This is a genomic window from Kribbella sp. NPDC006257, from assembly GCF_040613535.1.
Lineage (GTDB): Bacteria > Actinomycetota > Actinomycetes > Propionibacteriales > Kribbellaceae > Kribbella.
In genome coordinates, this window is sequence record NZ_JBEXSJ010000023.1 from 115,617 (window position 1) to 136,722 (window position 21,106).

At 67.3% G+C, this 21,106-nt stretch carries 18 protein-coding genes and 1 rRNA gene; 13 read left to right on the plus strand and 6 right to left on the minus strand.

Annotated features, from left to right (window positions below; genetic code table 11):
* Positions 1 to 47: 47 nt before the first annotated feature.
* On the minus strand, positions 48 to 2,900 hold the full coding sequence (cphA, locus tag ABZ004_RS26145) for a cyanophycin synthetase (protein ID WP_355683673.1): 2,853 nt from the start codon (positions 2,898 to 2,900) through the stop codon (positions 48 to 50).
* Positions 2,897 to 4,027 (minus strand): cyanophycinase, encoded by a 1,131-nt coding sequence (locus ABZ004_RS26150; protein ID WP_355683675.1) that lies wholly within the window; start codon positions 4,025 to 4,027, stop codon positions 2,897 to 2,899. Before ABZ004_RS26150 ends, cphA begins: the two co-directional genes overlap by 4 nt.
* Positions 4,028 to 4,128: 101 nt before the next feature.
* Here ABZ004_RS26150 and ABZ004_RS26155 point away from each other — a divergent pair, with 101 nt between their 5' ends.
* The 3 genes from ABZ004_RS26155 to ABZ004_RS26165 all read left to right on the plus strand — a co-directional run bounded on the left by ABZ004_RS26155 (position 4,129) and on the right by ABZ004_RS26165 (position 6,564).
* The gene (locus ABZ004_RS26155) at positions 4,129 to 4,878 is read left to right on the plus strand and encodes a hypothetical protein (protein WP_355683677.1); all 750 of its coding nucleotides are present in this window, start codon (positions 4,129 to 4,131) and stop codon (positions 4,876 to 4,878) included.
* A gap of 251 nt (positions 4,879 to 5,129) precedes the next feature.
* Entirely contained in the window at positions 5,130 to 5,789 is a 660-nt protein-coding gene (locus tag ABZ004_RS26160) for a hypothetical protein (protein WP_355683678.1), read from the plus strand.
* A 4-nt stretch (positions 5,790 to 5,793) separates the two neighbouring features.
* Positions 5,794 to 6,564, plus strand: coding sequence for a hypothetical protein (locus tag ABZ004_RS26165; RefSeq protein WP_355683680.1), 771 nt, complete (start codon positions 5,794 to 5,796; stop codon positions 6,562 to 6,564).
* Here the strand turns inward: ABZ004_RS26165 and ABZ004_RS26170 are convergent.
* The 3 genes from ABZ004_RS26170 to ABZ004_RS26180 are packed head-to-tail and all read right to left on the minus strand — an operon-like array spanning position 6,554 to position 9,489.
* Positions 6,554 to 7,474 (minus strand): GNAT family N-acetyltransferase, encoded by a 921-nt coding sequence (locus ABZ004_RS26170; protein WP_355683682.1) that lies wholly within the window; start codon positions 7,472 to 7,474, stop codon positions 6,554 to 6,556. The genes ABZ004_RS26165 and ABZ004_RS26170 overlap by 11 nt on opposite strands.
* A 41-nt stretch (positions 7,475 to 7,515) precedes the next feature.
* On the minus strand, positions 7,516 to 8,727 hold the full coding sequence (serB, locus tag ABZ004_RS26175; protein ID WP_355683684.1) for a phosphoserine phosphatase SerB: 1,212 nt from the start codon (positions 8,725 to 8,727) through the stop codon (positions 7,516 to 7,518).
* A gap of 27 nt (positions 8,728 to 8,754) precedes the next feature.
* The gene (locus tag ABZ004_RS26180; protein WP_355683686.1) at positions 8,755 to 9,489 is read right to left on the minus strand and encodes a hypothetical protein; all 735 of its coding nucleotides are present in this window, start codon (positions 9,487 to 9,489) and stop codon (positions 8,755 to 8,757) included.
* An 88-nt stretch (positions 9,490 to 9,577) separates the two neighbouring features.
* Between ABZ004_RS26180 and ABZ004_RS26185 the strand changes: the two genes are divergently transcribed.
* From ABZ004_RS26185 to ABZ004_RS26205, 5 genes are all read left to right on the plus strand, one after another.
* The gene (locus tag ABZ004_RS26185) at positions 9,578 to 10,360 is read left to right on the plus strand and encodes an ABC transporter ATP-binding protein (RefSeq protein WP_355683688.1); all 783 of its coding nucleotides are present in this window, start codon (positions 9,578 to 9,580) and stop codon (positions 10,358 to 10,360) included.
* Positions 10,361 to 10,533: 173 nt separating this feature from the next.
* Complete coding sequence (locus ABZ004_RS26190) at positions 10,534 to 11,052, plus strand: NfeD family protein (RefSeq protein ID WP_355683689.1); 519 nt, start codon at positions 10,534 to 10,536, stop codon at positions 11,050 to 11,052.
* 138 nt (positions 11,053 to 11,190) lie between these two features.
* On the plus strand, positions 11,191 to 12,354 hold the full coding sequence (locus ABZ004_RS26195) for an SPFH domain-containing protein (RefSeq protein ID WP_355683691.1): 1,164 nt from the start codon (positions 11,191 to 11,193) through the stop codon (positions 12,352 to 12,354).
* Positions 12,355 to 12,484: 130 nt separating this feature from the next.
* The gene (locus tag ABZ004_RS26200) at positions 12,485 to 13,231 is read left to right on the plus strand and encodes a sulfite exporter TauE/SafE family protein (protein WP_355683693.1); all 747 of its coding nucleotides are present in this window, start codon (positions 12,485 to 12,487) and stop codon (positions 13,229 to 13,231) included.
* A gap of 22 nt (positions 13,232 to 13,253) precedes the next feature.
* Positions 13,254 to 13,880 carry an acVLRF1 family peptidyl-tRNA hydrolase gene (locus ABZ004_RS26205; protein WP_355683694.1) on the plus strand — a complete coding sequence of 209 codons (627 nt, stop codon included), beginning with the start codon at positions 13,254 to 13,256 and terminating at the stop codon, positions 13,878 to 13,880.
* Positions 13,881 to 13,908: 28 nt separating this feature from the next.
* On the opposite strand, the gene ABZ004_RS26210 is transcribed toward ABZ004_RS26205, so the two are convergent.
* On the minus strand, positions 13,909 to 14,820 hold the full coding sequence (locus ABZ004_RS26210; protein WP_355683696.1) for a neutral zinc metallopeptidase: 912 nt from the start codon (positions 14,818 to 14,820) through the stop codon (positions 13,909 to 13,911).
* A 103-nt stretch (positions 14,821 to 14,923) separates the two neighbouring features.
* On the opposite strand from ABZ004_RS26210, the gene ABZ004_RS26215 reads away from it, so the two are divergent.
* From ABZ004_RS26215 to ABZ004_RS26235, 5 genes are all read left to right on the plus strand, one after another.
* A complete protein-coding gene (locus ABZ004_RS26215; protein ID WP_355683698.1) occupies positions 14,924 to 16,522 on the plus strand; it encodes an ABC-F family ATP-binding cassette domain-containing protein in 1,599 nt (532 codons plus the stop codon).
* 88 nt (positions 16,523 to 16,610) lie between these two features.
* A complete protein-coding gene (locus ABZ004_RS26220) occupies positions 16,611 to 17,381 on the plus strand; it encodes an enoyl-CoA hydratase/isomerase family protein (protein WP_355683699.1) in 771 nt (256 codons plus the stop codon).
* Positions 17,382 to 17,461: 80 nt separating this feature from the next.
* The gene (locus ABZ004_RS26225; protein ID WP_355683700.1) at positions 17,462 to 19,348 is read left to right on the plus strand and encodes an ABC transporter ATP-binding protein; all 1,887 of its coding nucleotides are present in this window, start codon (positions 17,462 to 17,464) and stop codon (positions 19,346 to 19,348) included.
* 973 nt (positions 19,349 to 20,321) lie between these two features.
* Complete coding sequence (locus tag ABZ004_RS26230) at positions 20,322 to 20,498, plus strand: hypothetical protein (protein WP_355683701.1); 177 nt, start codon at positions 20,322 to 20,324, stop codon at positions 20,496 to 20,498.
* Between the two features lie 518 nt (positions 20,499 to 21,016).
* A 16S ribosomal RNA gene (locus ABZ004_RS26235) occupies positions 21,017 to 21,106 on the plus strand; the annotation flags it as partial.

Genomic DNA, 21,106 nt, shown 5'->3' on the forward strand with positions numbered 1-21,106 from the left:
CGCGACCAAGTTCCCCGAAACCCAGATCCCTTCCAGGTAAGGAAAATCTACTCGTCCGTGTCGTCGTCCGCGTCGGCGTCAGGCTGCACGAAATCCGGGTCGCCGCCCTCGTCGCCCGAGCGCGCACCAGCCTGCGCCAGGTGCGACACCGACTCGAGTTCGGACAGTACGGACTGGTGCTGGTCGACGCAGAGCACCACCAGATCACCACGGTTCGACCGCGACAACGCATGCTGTACGGCGGTGAGCTCCTCGAGCACCGTCTCGACCTGCCGGCAGCGAGCACCGTTCTCCATCGCCGCCCGCACACCTTCGCTGATCAGCTCGGCCGAGACTCCACGCTCCCGGCCCCGCAGCCGAACGTCCTCGCGGACGATCACCACGTCGAAGTGCTGTGCCGCGACCTCGCCCAGCTCGCGCATGTCGTCGTCGCGCCGGTCACCCGCGGTCGCGATCACACCGATCCGCGACGGCCGGCCGAGCTCCGACGACGCGCTCAGGCTCTCGCCGAGCTTGTCCACGAAGTCGCCGAGCATCCGCATCGCGGGTGCGTTGTGGCAGTAGTCCACGATCACCGTGCGGCCGTCGACCTCGATCTCGTTCAGCCGGCCGGGGGAGAGGTAGTACGACGTGTTGAACGTCCGCAGCCCTTGCCGGATGTCGTGCAACGGCGCTCCGGCAGCGAATGCGGCCGCGGCCGCCGCCATCGCGTTCTGCACGTTCATCATCGCCCGGCCACCGAACGTTGCCGGCAGCAAGTGTGTCCAGGCCAGCTGCATCGACCGCCGGCCGTGCTTCATGATGATCATGTCGCCGAGATCCGAGCGATCCAGTACGACGGCCCGTCCACCGCGCCGGCAGTGTCCCTCGATGTACTCGCGGACCTCGCTGCCCGGCTCCGCGATGCTGAACCAGACCACCTCGCCGGAACACTTCCGCCGCATTTTCCGGACCAGCGGATCATCGGCATTCAGTACGGCGAACCCGTTCCGCGGCACCGCCTCGACCAGCACGGCTTTCACATCGGCGAGCTGCTCCAGGGTGTCGATCCCCCGCATCCCGAGGTGGTCCGGCTGGATGTTCAGCACCACCGCCACGTCATTGCGCTCGTACCCGAGCCCCTCGCGCAGGATCCCGCCGCGCGCCACCTCGAAGACCGCGAAGTCGACCCGCGGGTTCTGCAGCACCATCCGGGCGGACTTCGGCCCGGACGCGTCGGACCGGATCACCAGCCGCTCGTCGATCACGATGCCGTCGGTGGACGTCATCCCGACCTTGCGGCCCATCCCCTTGAAGACGTGGCTGATCATCCGCGAGGTGGTCGTCTTGCCGTTCGTCCCGGTCACCGCGACGATCGGGATCCGGCTGGTCGCCCCCGGCGGGAACAGCATGTCGACCACCGGCTTGGCGATGTACTGCGGGTCGCCGACCGTCGGATTCGTGTGCATCCGGAAACCGGGTGCCGCGTTCACCTCGCAGATCGCGCCACCGGTCTCGCGGACCGGCTGGGTGATGTCGGGACAGATGAAGTCGATGCCCGCGATGTCCAGCCCGATCATCCGGGCCGCCTCCTCGGCGATCTCGACGTTCTCCGGGTGCGCCTCGAAGGTGCGGTCGATCGAGATCCCACCGGTGGACATGTTGCCGGTGAGCGTCAGCTTCACCATCGTCTCTTCCGGCGGTACGTCGTCCATCTCGAAGCCCTGCGAGCGGACGAGTTCCCGGGCCGCCGCGTTCACCGTGATCCGGGTCAGGATCTTCTCGTGCCCGACGCCTCGGCGCGGATCCGCGTTGGTGATGTCGACCAGCTCGGCCACCGTGTGCACGCCGTCGCCGACCACGTGCGCCGGGACGCGCTCGGCGATCGCCTCCATCCGCCCGTTGATGATCAGGCAGCGGTAGTCCTTGCCGGTGACGAAGCTCTCCACGATCACCGAGCCGCGCCGTGACTGCTCGGCCGCGATCGGGAAGGCCTCTCGTACGGCGTCCGCGTCCTGCAGGTTCAGGCAGACACCGCGGCCGTGGTTGCCGTCGAGCGGCTTGCAGACGACCGGGTAGCCGATCTTGCCCGCGGCCGAGACAGCATCTTCAACGTCGCGGACCGAGACCGACCGCGGTACCGGCAGACCGGCCGACGCGAGCAGCTTGGTGGTGAGGTCCTTGTCGCTGGCAACGTCCACTGCGATGGAGCCGGTCTCGGACGTCATCGTGGCCCGGATCCGCTTCGCATGCACGCCCTGGCCGAGCTGCACCAGGCTGGCCTTGTTCAGCCGGATCCACGGGATGTCGCGGGAAACCGCCTCGTCCACGATCGCCTGGGTCGACGGCCCGAAGGCGCTCCGCTCGGCGGTCCTGATGAACTTCTCCAGCTCGGCGGTGAAGTCGAACTCCGGTGTCGGCTGGACCAGGTAGTTCACGAACCGGATGGCCAGCTCGCCGGCAGCCAGGCCGACGCCCTCGTCGGCGTACGCGTAGACGATGTTGTACCGGCCCGGTACGCCGCGCACCTGGCGGGTCTTGCCGCGCCGCATGTCGTGGCCGGCCTCCTGCTGGAGCTGCAGCGAGACGTGCTCGGCGATGTGCCCGAGCCAGGTGCCTTCGTGCAGCCGCTCGATGAAGCCGCCGCGGCGACCGCGTGAGCAGTGGTGCTGGTCGAGGCGGGGCAGGTACTCGAGCAGGCGCTCGGTGAAGCCGTCGATCGTGTTCGACGGGAAGTTCTCCAGCGAGCCGAGGTCGACGACCAGGTGGATCGCCGGGTCGTAGCTCCAGATGTTCGGTCCGCGGTAGACCCGGGTCTCGATCAGCTTGAGGTCGGGGCTCGGTGTGCCGTGCGTCTCAGCGGCGGCGTCGGCGGCGGCCGCATTCGTGACTGGGCTCTGGTCAGGGGCGGTATCGGTCATTCGGTGGTCCCACTGTCTGCTGTTGGCGGGGAGTCTGGGCTGCTGAGTTCGGCGCCGGCCGTCAAAGGCTCGGTCGCCTCCGGTCTGGACTGACCGGCGGCCGACGATCTCGAGCGCGCCTTGACGGGTGCCCCCCCGTTCTTTGCTGTATTCCTCCCAGCAGCCGTCTTCCGCCCGGCGGCGCGGCGCTTGCGCTCCGCGTAGTACGCCGGACCGGCGCCCTCGGCGGCGATCTCCTTGGCCAGTGCGCGCAGATCGGCCTCCGCGGCCTCGATCGAGGCGAGCTCCTCGGCCGGCGGCTGCGGACCGTACGACAGCAGCGCGCGGGCCTTCAGGTCGAAGGTCGCGGTCGCCGGGAGCACGTGCAGAACGACCCCGGAGGCCAGGATGGCCTCGGAGCGCTTCGCATAGTGCGCGTTCGACGTGATCCGGCTGCCGTCGAAGATCGTCACGGCACCCCGCCCGACCACCTCGAGGTGAGACCCCCGTACGACGGCGGCCGTGTCCTCGTCGACGCCGATCCCGAGCAGGCCGGGGGACTGGGCGACCAGCGACAGCAGTCGCCCGTACCGGTTCCGCTGGGCGAAATGCTGGTCCACGATCGCGCCCTGGACGAGGCCGAGCCCACCCGCGAGCTGGCTCATCCGCTGCCGCGGGGTCGCCCCGGACCGGCCGAAGGCGATCATGTGCTCGGCCAGGATGCTGGCGCCGGCCGACGTACCGCCGACGGCGGCTCCTCGGGCATGCGCCTCGGTGACCGCGCGGCCGAACGCCGTACCGGTGACCACACCGCTCAGCTTCAGCTGGTTGCCACCGGTCATGAAGATCCCGGTCGCCTCGGTGATCGGCTCGATGAAGGCCGGGTCGTCGGCGTCCTCCCGGTTCTCCGGCCGGACGCCGACTACGCTGGCCGCGCCGAGGGCGGCGAACAGTGCGGAGTACACGTCGACCACGTCCGGGCCGAGCGCGGACGCGGTCGGCACCACCACGATCCTGGCCTTCGGCCCGCCGGCCGCCTCGACGAACTCCTGCAGCACCATGCGCTTCTTGAGTTTGTCCTCGGCGCCACCGATGGCGAACAACGCTCCCGGCCCGCCGCCGTTCACCCCACCCTGCTGTTCTGACATAGCCGAAGAATAGGCGGTCGACGCTCGAGACCCGGCCCGGACGCTGCAAGAAACTGCAATCGGGGTCGCGATGACCGGCTGCGCATGCCATTATCCGCGCTGTGAAGAGATTTCTGATGCCGCTCGCCGCGACCGGCGCGGTAGCGCTGCTGGCCGCCTGCGGCAACACGCCGGCGCCGAGTGCCCAGCCCGCCGCCGACCAGAGCACCACCACGCTGAGCCAGGCCGACCTCGGCGAGAAGGCGCAGGAGGCACTCACCAAGAAGGGCACCTTCCACGTCGAGTCGAAGACCTCGGGCGACGGGCCGAGCACGCTGATCGCCGACGTGAAGCTGGGCGGGGCCAAGCCGGAGTTCCTGATCACCGCCGACAAGACCACGGTGATGGGCGTGGGCGGCCAGCTCTACGGCCAGGGCGATGGTTTCGCGGACGGCACCCACTGGGTGAAGGACGACCCGAACAGGACCGGCATCGCCGCGCTGAACGGGACGATGATGCGGTTGATCGCCTGGCAGGCGCAGCCGCAGCAGTTGCTGGCCGGTACGCCGTACGCGACCAAGTTCGAGACGGCAGCCGGTCCGCAGGTGGACGGCGCGGCAACCACGCAGTACAAGCTGACCATCGACCTGGCGAAGGCGACCCAGGCGAACGCCTTCGGCGACTACCTGACCGCCGAGAGCATCAAGGACGAGAAGGACAAGACCCTCACCGCGACCGTTCTCCTCGACGGCGACTCGCTTCCGCGCAAGATCGACTACGCCATCGGCGAAGACGGCGGCTCCTCCACCTTCAGCAAGTTCGGCGACCCGGTCGTGCTCGCCGCACCCAAGATCGACGAAGTGGCCAAGTAGTCCCCTCGACTGGTGGTGCCGGGCTGGGGAGCCTCGGCACCACCTTTCTTTTGTGCAACAAGGTGCCCTCCTTTTTGCAACAAGGTGCAACGGGTGCGGGTGTTACGGGTCGCGGCTGCGATGATTCGGCCTGTGAAGAAGATCATCATCGCGCTCGCCAGCAGCGGGGGTTGGTGCTGGCTGTCGGGTGTGGGGGCGGCGCTGATTCCGCGGCACCTACACCTGTCCCAACGGCGAGTAAAACAACCAGCATGCCGACCGTCAGCCCTACGCCGGTCGAGCTGACGCGGGCAGATATCGGCCAGAAGGTCCAGGCCGCGCTGAAGAAGCAGGGCACGTACCGGATGACGATCAGGTGGCTGTACGACCCGGATGAGAAGCTCACCGCCACGGTCAAATTCACCGGTGCTCGCGAGGACTACTCGCTGAGCGGTTCCGACGGGTCGGTCATCGGCGTCGGCGGTCAGTACTTCTACAAGGACGGCCCGCTGTCGAGCAAGGCCAAGTGGACGAAGGGCGACCTCAACGCGAAAGGGCACAAGACCACCAACGGGCTCATCGTGCTCTATCGCAAGCTGGTCCAGTCGGCGCGAGTGCTGGACGGGGCGCCGTACTCGAGCCAGTTCGCCATCTCGCCCGGGATGCCCGTCGGTGCAGTGCCCACGACTCGCTATGTGATGCTCATCGATCTCAAGAAGGCGGCCGCCGACAAGAAGGTGTACGGCCCCTTCTTGTCCGCCACAGAAGCCGAGCAGGCCAAGACGCTGCCGGTGAGCGCCACGCTCGACTCCAACGGCCTGCCTCGTGAGCTCAGCTACGGCACCGGCGAGAACGCGTTCTCAGTCGATTTCACCGACTTCGGAACCAAGGCCGTCATCACCCCTCCCGCCAAACAACAGATCGCCAACTAGCCCTGTGAACAAGCTCCTCATCCCACTGACCGCAGCCGCAGTCGCCCTCCTACCAGCCTGCGGCAGCACGCCGGAATCCGGTACTCCGGCGCCAACGGCCAGCGCTGTCAGCAAGCCGACGCCGACCCCGGCTCCGGTCGTGCTGACGCGGGCAGATATCGGCCAGAAGGTTCAGGCAGCGCTGAAGAAGCAGGGCACGTACCGGATGAGGCTGACGGACCCTTCTGACAAGTCTTTCCTGGTCACGGCCACCGTCAAGTACAACGGCGCGAAACAGGACTTCTCGATCAGTAGCGACGACGGGTCGGTAGTCGGTGTCGCCGGTCAGTACTACTACCAGGACGGTCCACTGAACAGCGACTCGACTGAGTGGAAGAAGTACAACCCGAAGGCGAAGGGGCTCGATGCACTGACCAGTGCGCTCATCAAGGCCTACCTCGTCCAGGTCCAGACCCCGCGGTTGCTGGCCGGGGCTCCCTACGCGACGAGGTTCGTGACCACCTCCGGCCCCGTCGTCGATCGGGTGCCAACGACGAAGTATGCGATGGTCCTCGACGTCAAGAAGGCCGTCGCTGCCAAGGCGTTCGGCGACTACCTGACGGGCGAGATCCCTGAAGACGAGAAGCTGCTCCCGGTCACCGCTGTGGTCGACCGGGACGGCCTGCTCCGCCAACTCGACTACGGTGTCGGCAGCGACAGGTCCTCGATCGCGTTCAGCAACTTCGGTGACTCGGTGTTCATCTCTGAGCCCGCGCCGGATCAGATCAAGCGGTGAAGGGTCCGCCGCGGTAGATCGTCGTACTCCGGCGCACGCTCATACCGAGCCGCTCGTACATCGCCAGCGCGCCGGTATCGGAGTGCGTCCACAAGGTCAGGTTGCGCTTGCCCTGGTGGTAGAAGGACTGGCGGGCGATCGCGAGGAGGGTTCGGGCTAGGCCTTTGCCGCGGTGATCGCGTCGTACGGCGAGTTGCTCGACGTACCCCTCGTCGGAGTCGGGGAGGTCCAGGCAGAGCACGGCGCCGACCACCTCGTCGCCTGCGAAGGCCAGTGGCGAAAAGGACGGCGCGAAGCTGGACCGCTCGATCAGCATCGCCGACCACTCCTCGAAGGACTTGCGCCGCGGTTGCCATTCGTCGAAGGCGTCCTCGATCAGCAGATGCGTCCGCGCCGCATCGCCCGGTTCGAACGACCGGACCGTGATCCCGTCGGGGAGCGCAGGAACCACCGGCTCGGAGTCCATCGGAAGTTCGAGCTGCCAGTTGACCGCCAGTACGTCGTACCCGCGGGCGCGCACCAACTCGACGCCGGCCAGGTCCTGGTCGTCGACCATCTGCGCGATCCAGTCCGTCGTCCCCGCCTCGATGGCCCGCGCCTCGGCCCAATCCAGCAAGGCAGACCCGATCCCGAGCCCGCGATGATCCGGCGACACGTCGATCTGCGCCCGCTTGCCCCGGTTCAGCCACGCCCACGCCGCCAACTGCCCGGCCGCGTCGTGGACGACAACCGAGTCCACCGCGGCATCGAACCCGGGCCGCGACAGCACCGCCTTGATCGCGTCGATCCCGGTCTCTGCCTCGCCGTGCAGAGCCCGCTCAGTGGCGGTCACCAGCGAATGGATCGCCGGGACATCCGCATCGGTTGCTGCACGACTGCTGTATCCGTCCGGTACCACCACATCAGGCATAATCCCGATCCTCGCCCAGACCGTTGTCCCCGGCAAATGTGTTAGCTGGGGTTGCTCGCGGCGTCGGCGGCTTCGACTTCCTCGCGGCTGATGCCGAGCAGGTAGAGGATCGTGTCGAGGTACGGAACGCTGACATGCGTATCGGCGGCCGCACGGACCACCGGTTTCGCGTTGAAGGCGATTCCGAGTCCCGCCGCGGCGAGCATGTCGAGGTCGTTGGCTCCGTCGCCGATCGCGACCGTCTGCGACAACGGCGTACCGGATGATTCCGCGAAGCGGCGCAGTGCGGTCGCCTTGCCGGCCCGGTCGACGATGTCGCCGACGACCTTGCCGGTGAGCTTGCCGTCGACGATCTCCAGCACGTTCGCGGCCGCGTAGTCGATCCCGAGATCCGCCGCGAGCTTGTCGGTGATCTGGCTGAACCCGCCACTCACGATGGCGAACTGGTACCCGAGCCGCTTCAGCGTCCGGACCAGCGTCCGCGCTCCCGGCGCCAGCTCGATCGCCCGGTGCACGTCGTCGAGCGCCGACGCCGACAACCCTTCCAGCGCCGCGACCCGATGCCGCAGCGAATCGGCGAAGTCGAGTTCGCCGCGCATCGCCTGTTCGGTGACCGCGGCAACTTCCTCCAGCCGGCCGGCCCGCTCGGCGAGCATCTCGATCACCTCGCCCTGGATCAGGGTCGAGTCCACATCCATCACGATCAGCCGCTTCGCCCGCCGGTAAAGACCACCGGCCTGTACTGCGACGTCGAGCCCCTGCTTGACGCCCTCGAGCGCCAGCACGGCCCGCAGCGAGTCCGGATCCGCACCGGAGACCGCGATCTCCATCGCCGTCACCGGGTAGCGCGCCATCCGGCTGATCCGGTCGATGTTGGCGCCGGTGTCGGCGATCCGGCCGGCGATCGCGCCGAACCCCTTGGCGGTCAGCGGGCTGCCGATCACGGTCACCTGGGTGCGGCCCTTGCGGCGCGGCTCGTTGTCGCCGAAGCCCTTCTTCACGTCGATCTCGACGTCGAGGCCCTCGGCAAGGGCTTTGAGATCCTTCTTGAGTTCCTTGTGATCGCGCGGTGCGGTGAGCAGCACACCGAGCACGAGGCGGCCCCGCAGGACGACCTGCTCGGCATCGATCACCTCCAGGCCGCGACCGGCCAGGATGGAGAGAACGGCGGAAGTGAGGCCGGGGCGGTCCGTGCCGGTCAACGTCACCAGCAGGGTCGGGCGGTCGATGGGAAACTCAGCCTGTCCAGTCATGACACCACGAACGCTACCTACAACCGGTTAACGGTTGGTGGGCGGTCCACATGCCGCGACAAGAGCCCGTCTCGCCGCGGCCGCCAGCGAAAGCAACGCGCGCCGGCGAGCATCCGCTTCCGCGCCGGTCACGGCCGCCCCGTCGTCCTCCAGCGCGGCGTCCGCGATCGCCAGGCAACGCCGGGCCGTGGCGGCCGTCTTCACCGCGCGCGCTTCGTAGCCGGGGGCAAGGTCATCGCCCTTGCCCGACCCGATCCGCCGGATGTCGATCAACGCGTCCGCGACCTCGGGCTTCCAGCGCGCCACTTCGAGCGCCGCGAGCGACTCGGCCGCCTCGATCAGGGCTGCGCGCAAGCCACGATCAGCTTCGCCGAAATCCGCGGGCAGGGGACTGGAGGCGGGCAGGACGGTCCACTGCACCGCTGGTCCGACGTACGCCGGAACGAGTCCGATCTCGGCACCAGTCAGTACTACGGCCTCGCCCGTCTCCAGCGCTGCCTCGTTGAACGGCGGTGGTCCGGCCAGCCCGATCGGGTCGCCCGGGATCGGCAGCGCGAGGTGGGCCTGGGTCGCGCCGGCCGCGCGAAGCAGGTTGAGGGCGACCGGCAGGGTCGCGGGCGCGGGATGCGCGGCGAGACCGGCGACGTGATGGCCGACGTCCTCGCCGAGGATCTTGGCCGCCGCGGTGTCCGGGTCGCAGGCGCCGGTCAGCATCGCGTTCGTCCAGACGGTGAAACGCACCGAGGCGGCAGTGGTGAGCACGCCGTCCAGTCTCCCATCCGGCGGCGGTCAGGACGACACCACCAGGGTCGGCGTCGGCGTCCGGCGGCGACCACGTAGGTTTTGGCCCATGACTGCTGTGGTGGAGCTGGCCGGCGTCTCGATCGTCCGTGGCGACGCGGTCCTGCTGGACGGGATCGACTGGTCCATCGACGAGACCGATCGGTGGGTCGTGATCGGACCGAACGGGGCCGGCAAGACGACGATGCTGCAGATCCTCGCGGCCCAGATGCACCCCACCACCGGCGTCGCCGGGCTGCTCGGCGAGGTCCTCGGCGCGGTCGACGTGTTCGAGCTGCGGCCGCGGATCGGCCTCACCAGCGCGGCTCTCGCCGACCGGTTGCCGAAGTCGGAGCGGGTCGCCGACGTCGTCGTCTCTGCCTCGTACGCCGTACTCGGCCGCTGGCGTGAGGAGTACGACGAGCAGGACCACCAGCGCGCCAAGGTGTTGCTGACCGAACTCGGCATCGGGCACCTCAGCGAACGCACCTTCGGCACCCTGTCGGAAGGGGAGCGCAAGCGGGTCCAGATCGCCCGGGCGCTGATGACGGATCCCGAGTTGATGCTGCTGGACGAGCCGGCCGCGGGCCTGGACCTTACGGGTCGCGAACAGCTGGTCCGTTCGCTGAGCTCGATCGCGACGGCCGAGGGGGCACCGGCGATGGTGCTCGTCACACATCACGTCGAGGAGATCCCGCCGGGCTTCACGCACGCACTGCTGCTGAAGAAGGGCCGGATCGTCGCCGCCGGGCCGATCGAGCAGGCGCTCACCGACCAGAACCTGTCGGACACCTTCGACCTCGCCCTCAGCCTCAGCCAAGCCGACGGCCGCTACTTCGCCCGAGCCCTCTGACGTCCTCACGTCCTCCCTTACGTCCGAAGAACCGGAGGGACGTGTGATCCGGTTCTTCGGACGTAAGGGAGGAATCCGCGGGGGGATCGCTTGCGTCGGAGCGTCGAGGGGCCTGCCCGGAGGCTCGATGACGGATAGGCTTGGCAGATGATGGATTGGCTGCGGGAAAACTGATGGATTGGCTGCGAGACAACGCGTGGGCGGCCTGGCTCGGAATCGCCGTCGTACTCGGTCTGGCGGAGCTCGCTTCGCTCGACTTCACCTTGCTGATGCTGGCCGCGGGGGCGATCGCGGCGGCCGGCGTGGGTGCCTTCTTCCCCCATCTCCTCTGGCTGCAGATCGTCGTCGCCCTGATCACCTCGGCGGCGATGCTGGCCGCGATCCGTCCACTGCTGGTCCGCAAGCTGCATCACGGCGGTGAACTGAAGACCGGTTCGCAACACGTCATCGGCCGGACCGGTGTCGTCGTGAAGGAGATCCACCCCGACGGCGGCGGCTCGATCAAACTCAACGGCGAACTCTGGACGGCCCGCCCGTACGACGAGGTCTCCACCTTCCCGCCCGGCACCCGGGTCGAGATCATGTCCATCGACGGCGCCACCGCCGTCGTGTACCCGGTCGGCGACCCCTTCCCCCACCACCACCCCGAACTGGACCAGCCCACCAAGGACACAGATCCTCCCCAAGCCTGAGTGGCGTCGGTTGCGGTCCACCTCCTCCGAAGTACTGTCGGAAGTACGGACATCTGATCGTGAGGGAACCGTTGCCGTCGGTGGCCCGTCGATAGGAAAGACTGTCCGTCCTGAGGGTTCTTCGAGTGGGAGGGTCAAGTGACCGCGTTCCTCATAGTGCTGGCATTGGTCGCCTTATTGGTGGTCGTCACACTGATCAAGTCAGTCCGGGTCGTGCAACAGCAGACCGTGGGCATCGTGGAACGGTTCGGGAAGTTCAAGGTGGGCCTGCAGCCCGGCCTGAACCTGCTGACCCCGTTCGTCGACAAGGTGCGCTACACGATCGACATGCGCGAGCAGGTGGTCGCGTTCCCGCCGCAGGGCGTCATCACCGAGGACAACCTGATGGTGTCGATCGACTCCGTCATCTACTTCCAGGTGAACGACCCGGTGCGGGCGACGTACGAGATCTCCAACTACATCCAGGCGATCGAGCAGCTCACCATGACCACGCTCCGGAACATTATCGGTGGCATGGACCTGGAGCAGACGCTGACCAGCCGCGAGGAGATCAACGAGAAGCTCCGCTACGTCCTGGACGAGGCGACCGGCAAGTGGGGCATCCGGGTCAACCGGGTGGAGCTCCGCTCGATCGACCCGCCACCGTCGATCCAGGACTCGATGGAGAAGCAGATGCGCGCCGACCGTGACAAGCGCGCCGCGATCCTGACCGCCGAGGGTATGCGGCAGTCCGCCGTCCTCTCGGCCGAAGGCCAGAAGCAGTCCGCGATCCTCACCGCGCAAGGTGACCGGGAGTCCCGCATCCTGCGGGCCCAGGCCGAGCGGGAGGCCCGGATCCTGAAGGCACAAGGTGAGGCGCAGGCCATCACCACGGTCTTCAACGCGATCCACGCCGGCAAGCCGGACCAGGGTCTGCTCGCGTACCAGTACCTGCAGATGCTTCCGTCGATCGCTCAAGGCGACTCGAACAAGCTGTGGATCATCCCCAGCGAGATCGGTAAGGCGATGGAGGGTCTCGGCAGCGCCGTCGGCCAGATCGCCGGGATCACCCAGAAGGCCGAAGGCCCGTTCCCGGAGCCGGACCTGGGCGACTCGCACGCCGTCGAGGTCGACAGCGGTGGCGGCTCGTCGGTCACTCCCGACGCAGCGGTGGCCGAGGCCGACAACGCAGTACAGGAAGCGATCGCTGCGGCGCAGAACGCTGCCGTCAGTTCGCGCAGCCAGCAGCCACCGCCGCCGGCGGTCACCTCTGCTCCCGAGCAGACCTCGCCGGTGCAGGACGGTCCTTCGCAGGAGCGCTGACCGCCAGTACTACGTAACGCCACACGACCCGGCTCGCTCGAGCCGGGTCGTGTGATGTTCACGGCACTCGAGCGTTCACTGATCGGACCGGCAAGCACGGGACGTGTCTGGTGCGTAGAGTCTGGCAGCGATGACATGGTTCGAGGCGCTGTTCGTCCTGGTGGCGGGAGTAGGCGCGGGCACGATCAACGCGGTGGTGGGTTCGGGCACTCTGCTGACCTTCCCGGCGCTGCTCGCTGTCGGCCTCCCGCCCGTGCTGGCCAATGTCAGCAACAGCGTCGGCCTGTCACCCGGTACGGCGGCCGGCGCGATCGGGTACCGCCGCGAACTCGAAGGCCAACGCGGCCGGTTGATCCGGTTGATCCCGGCGTCGCTGGTCGGCGGCATCGTCGGCGCCGTACTGCTGCTCAAACTCCCGGACACCGCCTTCAAGGCAGTCGTCCCTGGCCTCATCCTGCTCGGCTGTGTTCTGGTCGCCCTGCAACCGTGGCTTTCGAAGCGGATCAACCTTCCTGATCACGCGCATCGCGGTGCCTGGTGGGTGATCCCGGCGGTCTTCGCGACCGGCGTGTACGGCGGCTACTTCGGCGCGGCGCAGGGCGTTCTGCTGATGGCGATCCTGGGCATCGGCATGGACGCCAACCTGCAACGGATGAACGCCCTCAAGAACGTCCTCGCCACGGTGGTGAACTCGATCGCCGCCGTGCTCTTCATCATCGTCGCCCACGTCGACTGGGTGGCCGCCGCGCTGCTCGCTGTCGGATCCACCATCGGCGGCTTCCTCGGCGCTCGCTACGGCCGCAAACTCCCGCCGGTCGCCCTGCGCGCTTTGATCGTGGTCATCGGCATAGTTGCCATCGTCACCATGATCTTCTGACGAGTGCGTTAGCGTCGGCAGCGTGACCCGGATTCTTTCTGTTGCTCCTGTGCGGCTCGAGCGCTGGCTGGCGGGCTTCACCGAACGCCACGGAGAGACCTCGTACGACGTGACGTCCGCGCGACTGATCGCGTCGGGTGCTGACGGCGCCGTGGCGGAGATCGAGGTGCCGTTCGGGCCGTTGGAGGAGTTGACGCCGGAGGGACTCGTCGCGCATGTGCTGGCCGAGCGGCGGATCGGGTTGCTGCTGGTCCGGCGAGGTGGGTACGGGGCCGGGGTGTTCGCCGGGGGAGTGCTGGAGGCTTCGAAGGTCGGATCCCGGCACGTCCAGGGGACCACCAAGGCCGGTGGCTGGTCGCAGCAGCGGTTCGCCCGGAGAAGGGACAACCAGGCGCGCGAGGCGTTCGCGGCGGCGACCGAGGTCGCCGTACGGATCCTGGCGCCGGCGAAGCTCGACGTACTGGTCTGCGGGGGAGACCGGAAGGCGATCGACACCGTGCTGGAGGATCCCCGGCTCAAGCAGTTGGTCCCGCTGGTGCGGCCGCCGTTCCTCGGCGTCGCCGATCCCAAGCAGAAGGTGCTCGAACAGGCCGGCCAGGACGCCCGCGCGATCCGAATCCAGATCAGCGAACCCGAGCCGTCCCTTTAGCCTTCCTCTTCCTCCCTCCTTCTTTTCTTCAGAGTGGGTTGGCGGACCAGGTGTCGCATTTGGTCATGTCGCCGGAGTCCAGCCCTGTCTTGAACCATTTCATGCGTTGCTCGGCGGTGCCGTGGCTGAAGTTCTCGGGGGAGACCCGGCCCTGGGTCTTCTCCTGGATCCGGTCGTCGCCGACCGAGGCGGCCGCGTCGAGCCCGCGGCTGATGTCGTCCTCGGTGAGCCCGCTGATGAACGGCCGGCCGCTCTTGTCCGGCACCGTGGTCGCGTGGTTGGCCCAGATCCCGGCCAGGCAGTCCGCCTGCAGCTCGGAGCGGACCGAGTCCGACGTCGGGCCCTCGCGGGTCTTGATCCGGTCGAGGATGCCGTACAGGTTCTGGATGTGGTGTCCGTACTCGTGCGCCACGACGTACGCCTCGGCGAAGTTGCCGCCCTTGGCGCCGAGCTCCTTCTCCAGCGTTTGGAAGAAGCCGATGTCGAGGTACACCCGGTGGTCCGGCGGGCAGTAGAACGGGCCGACCGCGCTGGTCGCGGGGCCGCAGCCGGTGCTCACCGAGCCGTCGAAGACCCGAAGCGGTGCCTTCGAGTACTTCTTGCCGCGGCGCGGGAGCTCGGCGGCCCAGAAGTTCTCGATCGAGTTCTGGTAGAGCACGAACCGGCAATCGGGGTTCGACGACAGGTCGGCGCCCTTCTTGCACGAGGACAGGTTGCCCGGCGCCGTGTTCTGCGTCACCGGCTGGTCGTTGCCGCCGCCTCCGACGCCCGGCAGGCCGCCGTTCAGCAACAAGATGACGACCAGCAGGATGATGCCGCCGATCCCGCCACCGACCGGGATCCCCATCCCGCCGGGCAGTAGACCGCCGCCACCGCCACCACTGCCCCGGGTGTCTTCGACGCCACTGCTGTCCAAGTCGGCGTCAGGATTGAATTTCACAGCACATACACTAGTACCCGATGCGGGGGATCCTGCCGTCTTCTGACGCTGCGCTTTCGACCCGCTACTCGACCTTCCCCGACCCTGAGGACGCCTGCCCGCGATGATCACTGTCTCCAACCTCGAGGTACGCGTCGGGGCCAGACAACTGCTCGCGCCTGCCTCTTTCCGGGTCCAGCCGGGTGACAAGGTCGGCTTGGTCGGCCGCAACGGCGCAGGCAAGACGACGCTGACCAAGATCCTGGCCGGTGAGGGACTGCCCGCCAGCGGTTCGGTCACCTCCACGGGCGAGATCGGCTACCTCCCGCAGGATCCGCGGACCGGCGACCTGGAGATGCTGGCCCGGGACCGGATCCTGGCCGCGCGCGGACTCGACGAGGTCGTCCGCCGGATGCGCAACGCCGAGAAGGCGATGGCCAGCGCGGACGAGAAGACCCGCGAGAAGGGCATGCGCCGCTACGAGCGCGCTGAGGCGGACCTGCACGCCGCCGGTGGTTACGCGGCGGAATCCGAAGCTGCCCGGATCTCGGCGAACCTCGGACTGCCCGACCGCGTGCTGGGTCAGCCGCTCGGCACGCTGTCCGGTGGTCAGCGGCGCCGGGTCGAGCTCGCCCGGATCCTGTTCGCGCAGGCCGAGACGCTGCTCCTGGACGAGCCGACGAACCACCTGGACGCCGACTCGATCGTCTGGCTGCGGGACTTCCTCAAGGGCTATCCCGGTGGCGTGATCATGATCAGCCACGACGTGAACCTGCTGGAGGAGACCGTCACCCGGGTCTTCCACCTGGACGCGAACCGGGCCGAGATCGACGTGTACAACGTCGGCTGGAAGGCGTACCTGACGCAGCGGGAGACCGACGAACGCCGCCGCAAGCGCGAGCGCGCGAACGCGGAGAAGAAGGCCACCCAGCTGATCGACCAGGCGAACAAGATGCGCGCCAAGGCGACCAAGGCGACCGCGGCCCAGGGGATGCTCAAGCGGGCCGAGAAGCTGATGGCCTCGCTCGAGGACGAGCGGATGTCCGACCGCGTCGCGAAGATCTCCTTCCCGACCCCGGCGCCGTGCGGCAAGACGCCGCTGATGGCCAAGGAGCTGTCGAAGTCCTACGGGTCGCTGGAGATCTTCACCGACGTGGATCTGGCGATCGACCGCGGTTCGCGCGTCGTCGTACTGGGTCTGAACGGCGCTGGGAAGACGACCCTGCTGCGGGTGCTGTCCGGGATCGAGAAGTCGGACACCGGCGAGATCATCGACGGGCACGGACTGAAGCTCGGGTACTACGCGCAGGAGCACGAGACGCTCGACGTGAACCGGACCGTGCTGGAGAACATGAAGACCGCCGCCCCGGATCTGAACGAGACCCAGGCGCGCAGCGTCCTCGGCTCGTTCCTGTTCACCGGCGACGACGCCGACAAGCCCGCCCGGGTCCTCTCAGGTGGCGAGAAGACCCGGCTGGCTCTCGCAACCCTCGTCGTCTCGGCCGCGAACGTCCTGCTTCTCGACGAGCCCACCAACAACCTGGACCCCGCGTCCCGCACCGAGGTCCTGAACGCCATCCGCTCGTACGCCGGCGCGATCGTCCTCGTCACCCACGACGAGGGCGCGGTTGAGGCCCTCGAACCGGAACGGGTGCTCCTGCTCCCCGACGGCGTAGAGGACCTCTGGACCAACGACTACGCCGACCTGGTTTCGCTTGCCTGACCTTTTCCACAGGTGAGCTTGCCTGACCTTTTCCACGGGTGAGAAGGGCCGCAGCTGAATTACCGATGAGTCGCGTATGTTCCATGGCATGACGGATCTCGGACTGCGGTTGACGGTGGACGGGCCTGTTGCCCGGGTGGTGCTGGACCGGCCGGACGTGCGCAACGCACAGACGCCGGCGATGTGGGCAGCGTTGTCGGACTTCGGCGCCTCGCTGCCCGGCGACGTGCGCGTCGTCGTCGTGTCGGGCGAGGGGCTGTCGTTCTCGGCCGGCCTCGACCGCAACCTGATGATGGGCCCGCCGGTCGACGGTCAGGAGCCACTGCTCACCCTCGGCGCGAAGCCGGACGCCGAGCTGCACGAGCTGATCTCGCACTTCCAGGCCGGCTTCTCCTGGCTGCGCAAGCCGGAGATCGTCAGCATCGCGGCCGTCCAGGGCCACGCCGTCGGCGCCGGCTTCCAGCTCGCGCTGGCCTGCGACCTGCGGGTCATCACCCCGGACGCAAAGTTCAGCATGCGGGAGCCTCAGCTGGGCCTCGTTCCCGACCTCGGCGGCACCCAGCCCCTGGTCCAGCTCGTCGGATACTCTCGCGCCTTGGAGATCTGCGTGACGTCCCGCTGGGTGGAGGCCGACGAAGCACTCCAGCTCGGCCTGGCGAACATCGTCGTACCGGCTGACGAGCTGGCCGCGACGGTCAAGGACCTGTCGGAAGCGGTGATGTCACCGCTGGTCGGTGCCGTCCGGGAGACCAAGGCGTTGCTGCTGGGCGCTGCTGATCGCCCGTACGCCGATCAGCTTGCCGCTGAGCGGGAGGCTCAGGGCCGGCGGCTCAAGGAACTGATCGCCGCGTTCGGTTGAGTGACGCTGGGGCCGCGGGAAGCTTTCGCAGACCTCAAGTGTTCTCAAGGTTGACGAGTTAGCTGCAGGGAGGGGACCGGATGTCATCGGGTATGCGCATGGGCGGCGGAGCGGGGAGCTGGCGCCGACAGGATGCTTCGGTCCTGGACCGAAAACTGACCAAGGGCACGCTGCGGCGGATCATGAGATTCGCCCGGCCGTTCCGCCTGCACATCAGTGTCTTCCTGGTGCTGGTGATCCTTTCGGCGTTCCTGGTGATCGCCTCGCCGCTGCTGTTCAAGAAGATCGTGGATGACGGCATCACGAAAGGCAACGCGCGGCTGGTGACCGCGTTGGCGCTCGTGGTGGCGCTGCTCGCCGTCGTCGAGGCAGCGCTCGGGTTGATGCAGCGCTGGTTCTCCGCGCGGATCGGTGAGGGGCTGATCTACGACCTGCGCACGAAGGTGTTCGCGCACGTGCAGCAGATGCCGGTCGCCTTCTTCACCCGCACCCAGACGGGCGCGTTGGTGTCCCGGCTCAACAGCGACGTGATCGGCGCCCAGCAGGCGTTCACCTCCACGCTGTCGGGTGTGGTCTCCAACGTGATCAGCCTGATCCTCGTGGTCGGCGCGATGCTGGTGCTGAGCTGGCAGCTGACCGTCGTCGCGATCCTGCTGCTTCCGGTCTTCCTGCTCCCGGCCCGTTACCTGGGTCGCCGACTGGCGGCGATGACCCGCGAGCAGATGCAGTTGAACGCGGAGATGTCGACGGCGATGACCGAGCGGTTCAGTGTCGGCGGCGCGTTGCTGGTGACGCTGTTCGGCCGGCCGGAGATCGAGAACCGCGAGTTCGGTGTCCGATCCGGACGGGTGCGCGACCTCGGGATCCGGATCGCGATGCTGGGCCGGGTCTTCTTCACGGCGCTGACCCTGGTCGCGGCGCTCGCCACCGCACTCGTGTACGGCGTGGGTGGCAACCTGGCGGTCCGGGAAACCCTGACCGTCGGAACCCTTTTGGCGCTGGTCGCCTTGCTCGGCCGGCTCTACGGTCCGTTGACCGCGCTGTCGAATGTCCGGGTCGACGTGATGACCGCGCTGGTCTCCTTCGAGCGCGTCTTCGAAGTACTGGACCTCGAGCCGATGATCAAGGATGCGCCGGACGCACGAGCGCTTCCCAGGAATGCTTCGACGGTCACCTTCGACCACGTCTCCTTCGCCTACCCGACGGCCGAGCAGGTGTCATTGGCCAGCCTGGAGTCGGTCGCGGTGCTCGACAAGCGAGCCTCCTCGCAGGTTCTCGAGGACATCAGCTTCTCGGTCGAACCAGGCCAGATGGTCGCGCTTGTCGGTCCTTCCGGCGCCGGCAAGACGACCATCACCAACCTGGTCGCCCGCCTGTACGACGTGACCGGCGGCTCGGTGCAGGTCGGCGGTCATGACGTCCGCGAGGTGACTCTGCAGTCGCTGCACGACACGATCGGGTACGTGACGCAGGACGCCCACATGTTCCACGACACGATCCGGGCAAACCTGACCTACGCGAAGCCCGACGCCACCGAGGAGGAGATGATCGACGCTCTCCGATCGGCGCAGGTGTGGGACCTCGTCTCCTCCTTACCCGACGGATTGGAGACAGTCGTCGGCGATCGCGGTCACCGGTTGTCCGGGGGAGAACGGCAACGCCTGGCGATCGCCCGCCTGCTCCTCAAGGCACCCCAGATCGTCGTCCTCGACGAGGCAACAGCTCACCTCGACTCCGAGTCCGAAGTAGCCGTCCAACGAGCCCTGGACACCGCCTTGGAGGGCCGCACCTCCCTGGTAATCGCCCACCGCCTCTCCACAGTCCGCAACGCCGACCAAATCCTCGTCGTAGACCACGGCAACATCGTCGAACGAGGCACCCACGACCAACTACTCGCCGCCGACGGCGAATACGCCCTCCTCTACCACACCCAATTCACCCAATCAGGCTCCGCGGCCGGGGTGTAACCACTTCACCCCGGGCCCTGAGGAGGTCGGCCTGCCGCCGGAGTACAAGGGTTGCGCGGAGCCCACGTCGGATACGCGAGTGCGCGCACCGCGCGCTCCCCGATCACCGCGCCCCCCAGAGCCGACTTAGGCGTTCACCGTCGCGTCGGGACGGGAAGTGAGACCTCCGACGGCGAGTCCGGAGGGGTGCCGGCACGGTAAGAGACGTGCGGTCGAGGATGAATTGCGGTCCGCAGAGCGTTGTACGACGAGGTGGTGGCTGGCCTGGGTGTGGACGCGGTGCGGTCATCGGGAGACGAGTGGTGCCCGACTGCTGAGCTTGCTGCGGAACGGTCGTCCCTCGTTCACGCCGTACGGCGTTGCTGTCGGCCGACAGCAAGGCGTCCTCCTCGAGCAGCACGAACGGCACGCCGTATTGGCCACGCCGAGTGCGGTGATCTCGGCGGGACGCGATCTTCTCCGCTGGGGCGGACCCACAGTCTGCGAGGGGCTGGTCTCTGCAGACTGTGGGTTTGTCCACGTGCGTACCGCCAGGCGCCCGCTCGGTCCGCAGCGGCGGCCTCATTTCGCACCCTGGCGGGGCTCCCCTCCTCTTCTGAGGGTTCACCCCCTGCTATGGGAGGGGGTGAACCCCGCGAGGGAGAGTTGAGCCGCCGGACATCATCGGCCCGAAGGGCAGCAGCCCCGATGAGCGCTTGTCGGAGATCAGCCGGCGGGTCCGCTCCCGCTTGCTTCTCGGCGACCCTCCGCTTCCAGGACAGCAGCTCGTTCGGGGGGCAGTCCGGCGAATTGACGGTCGGAGAGGGCCAGTTTCTGGTCGGAGGTGGCGCCGCGCGGCTCGCGGAAATCCGCCTCGATCAAGTGCGCCCCGTCGGAGGAGTGGCACTCGGCGTCGACTGGCGTGTAGGTGGTGGAACAAGGGGCACTGAGTGTCGTACAGCTGTAACTTTGTCTTGACGTGAGGGAGGGGTCGATGATCCGGTTTGCAGTGGTTCTGGGTGTTGGGTACGCCGGGTTCAAGCTGGCCTATCACTCGGAGGACGGCCGCCACTACGGCGACACCGGCGAGGGCTCTCTGCGTGCCGGGATCTCACTGCTTTTCGCTGCCCTGGCAGGCGGTTCGGCGTATGCGGCACTGCTGATCCACTAGCCGGCCACCTCGATTTGGTTTTCCCGCCGAATCACACTAATGTTCTTCTTGTTGGAGCGAGTGCGGGACGCGGAAGCGGCCGGTCGCTCCGAACCTCCCTGAAGGTCCTGGTAGCCGGATCACGCCTTGTGCGGGCTTCGGTCGCTGAGACGCGCGGGGGGACTGGTTCGAAAGTGGCCGATTTGACTGGCTGCAAGCGAAACAGTAATGTTTGGCGGGTTGCCCCGGAGCTAAACACGAGAGTGTGGAGCGCGGTGTGCGTCCGATTCTTGAGAACTCAACAGCGTGCCGAAAGTCAATGCCGAAATTTAGCATTAACCCGTTTCACGGCATTGGATGATTCATCCACCCTTGGGCCTTGTTGGTTTTTGGGTGCTGGGTTGTCTGTTGTTCGTGTTCGGATTCCTTTGATGTAATTGAATGATTCAAGTCAGTTTGATTGTTTCTGAGATATCAAAGGATCACTCAAAGTAGTCTATCTGCTCGCAGGCTTTGGTTTGTGGGTTGGTATACAGATTTCAACGGAGAGTTTGATCCTGGCTCAGGACGAACGCTGGCGGCGTGCTTAACACATGCAAGTCGAGCGGTAAGGCCTCTTCGGGGGTACA

Excerpts from the sequence above, each read along its gene's own strand:
- cphA (WP_355683673.1), bottom strand. The coding sequence starts at position 2,900 with ATGACCGATACCGCCCCTGACCAGAGCCCAGTCACGAATGCGGCCGCC.
- ABZ004_RS26150 (WP_355683675.1), bottom strand. The coding sequence starts at position 4,027 with ATGTCAGAACAGCAGGGTGGGGTGAACGGCGGCGGGCCGGGAGCGTTG.
- ABZ004_RS26160 (WP_355683678.1), top strand. The coding sequence starts at position 5,130 with ATGCCGACCGTCAGCCCTACGCCGGTCGAGCTGACGCGGGCAGATATC.
- ABZ004_RS26170 (WP_355683682.1), bottom strand. The coding sequence starts at position 7,474 with ATGCCTGATGTGGTGGTACCGGACGGATACAGCAGTCGTGCAGCAACC.
- serB (WP_355683684.1), bottom strand. The coding sequence starts at position 8,727 with ATGACTGGACAGGCTGAGTTTCCCATCGACCGCCCGACCCTGCTGGTG.
- ABZ004_RS26185 (WP_355683688.1), top strand. The coding sequence starts at position 9,578 with ATGACTGCTGTGGTGGAGCTGGCCGGCGTCTCGATCGTCCGTGGCGAC.
- ABZ004_RS26190 (WP_355683689.1), top strand. The coding sequence starts at position 10,534 with ATGGATTGGCTGCGAGACAACGCGTGGGCGGCCTGGCTCGGAATCGCC.
- ABZ004_RS26200 (WP_355683693.1), top strand. The coding sequence starts at position 12,485 with ATGACATGGTTCGAGGCGCTGTTCGTCCTGGTGGCGGGAGTAGGCGCG.
- ABZ004_RS26215 (WP_355683698.1), top strand. The coding sequence starts at position 14,924 with ATGATCACTGTCTCCAACCTCGAGGTACGCGTCGGGGCCAGACAACTG.
- ABZ004_RS26220 (WP_355683699.1), top strand. The coding sequence starts at position 16,611 with ATGACGGATCTCGGACTGCGGTTGACGGTGGACGGGCCTGTTGCCCGG.
- ABZ004_RS26225 (WP_355683700.1), top strand. The coding sequence starts at position 17,462 with ATGTCATCGGGTATGCGCATGGGCGGCGGAGCGGGGAGCTGGCGCCGA.
- ABZ004_RS26230 (WP_355683701.1), top strand. The coding sequence starts at position 20,322 with ATGATCCGGTTTGCAGTGGTTCTGGGTGTTGGGTACGCCGGGTTCAAG.